This window comes from Undibacterium sp. TJN19 (genome assembly GCF_049339485.1).
In the GTDB taxonomy this organism is placed as follows: Bacteria; Pseudomonadota; Gammaproteobacteria; order Burkholderiales; family Burkholderiaceae_D; genus Undibacterium.
The window spans coordinates 1-533 of record NZ_JBMPPL010000060.1 but is presented as its reverse complement, the minus strand read 5'-3'; the positions used below and the strand labels follow the sequence as shown (position 1 = coordinate 533).

Below are 533 nucleotides of genomic sequence, written 5' to 3'. Positions count from 1 at the left end.
GGCAATTTTGCGACAGCGCAAGGCGCACAAATTGCAGCTGGCATCTACGTTGATCAAGGCGATATCAAGCTCACCACTGGCAATAACTTCGTCTTCCTCGGCGATATGTTTGCCAGCAACATCAGCACCACCAATGGCGGCCCCACCAGCTTCGTTTACAGATCTGTATTCAGCAGCGCCATTACACCTGGTAGCAGTACAGGGACACCACCAGCGGTCAGCTTTGTCAGCCCGGCTAACAATGCCAATTTTGGTGCGCCTGCCAACATCACATTGACAGCTACAGCCACGGCTGACACCACTAACGGCAGCACCATCAGCCAGGTACAGTTCTATCAAGGCACGATACTGATTGGCACTGCCAGTACACCCACACCAGCCAATAGCAGCACTTACAGCGTCACTTGGTCCAATGTGGTCGCCAACAGCTACAGCATCACGGCCAAGGCGACTGACAGCAAGAACGCCACGACAAGCAGCGCACCTGTCACCGTCAATGTGGTCAACAATAATGCACCAACGGTCAGTTTGAC

At 53.7% G+C, this 533-nt stretch carries 1 protein-coding gene; it reads left to right on the top strand.

What is annotated here, in order from left to right; all coding sequences use genetic code 11:
* Positions 1-533 (top strand): Ig-like domain-containing protein (locus tag ACO0LH_RS28515; RefSeq protein ID WP_422944530.1); only part of this gene is annotated, 533 nt, incomplete at both ends.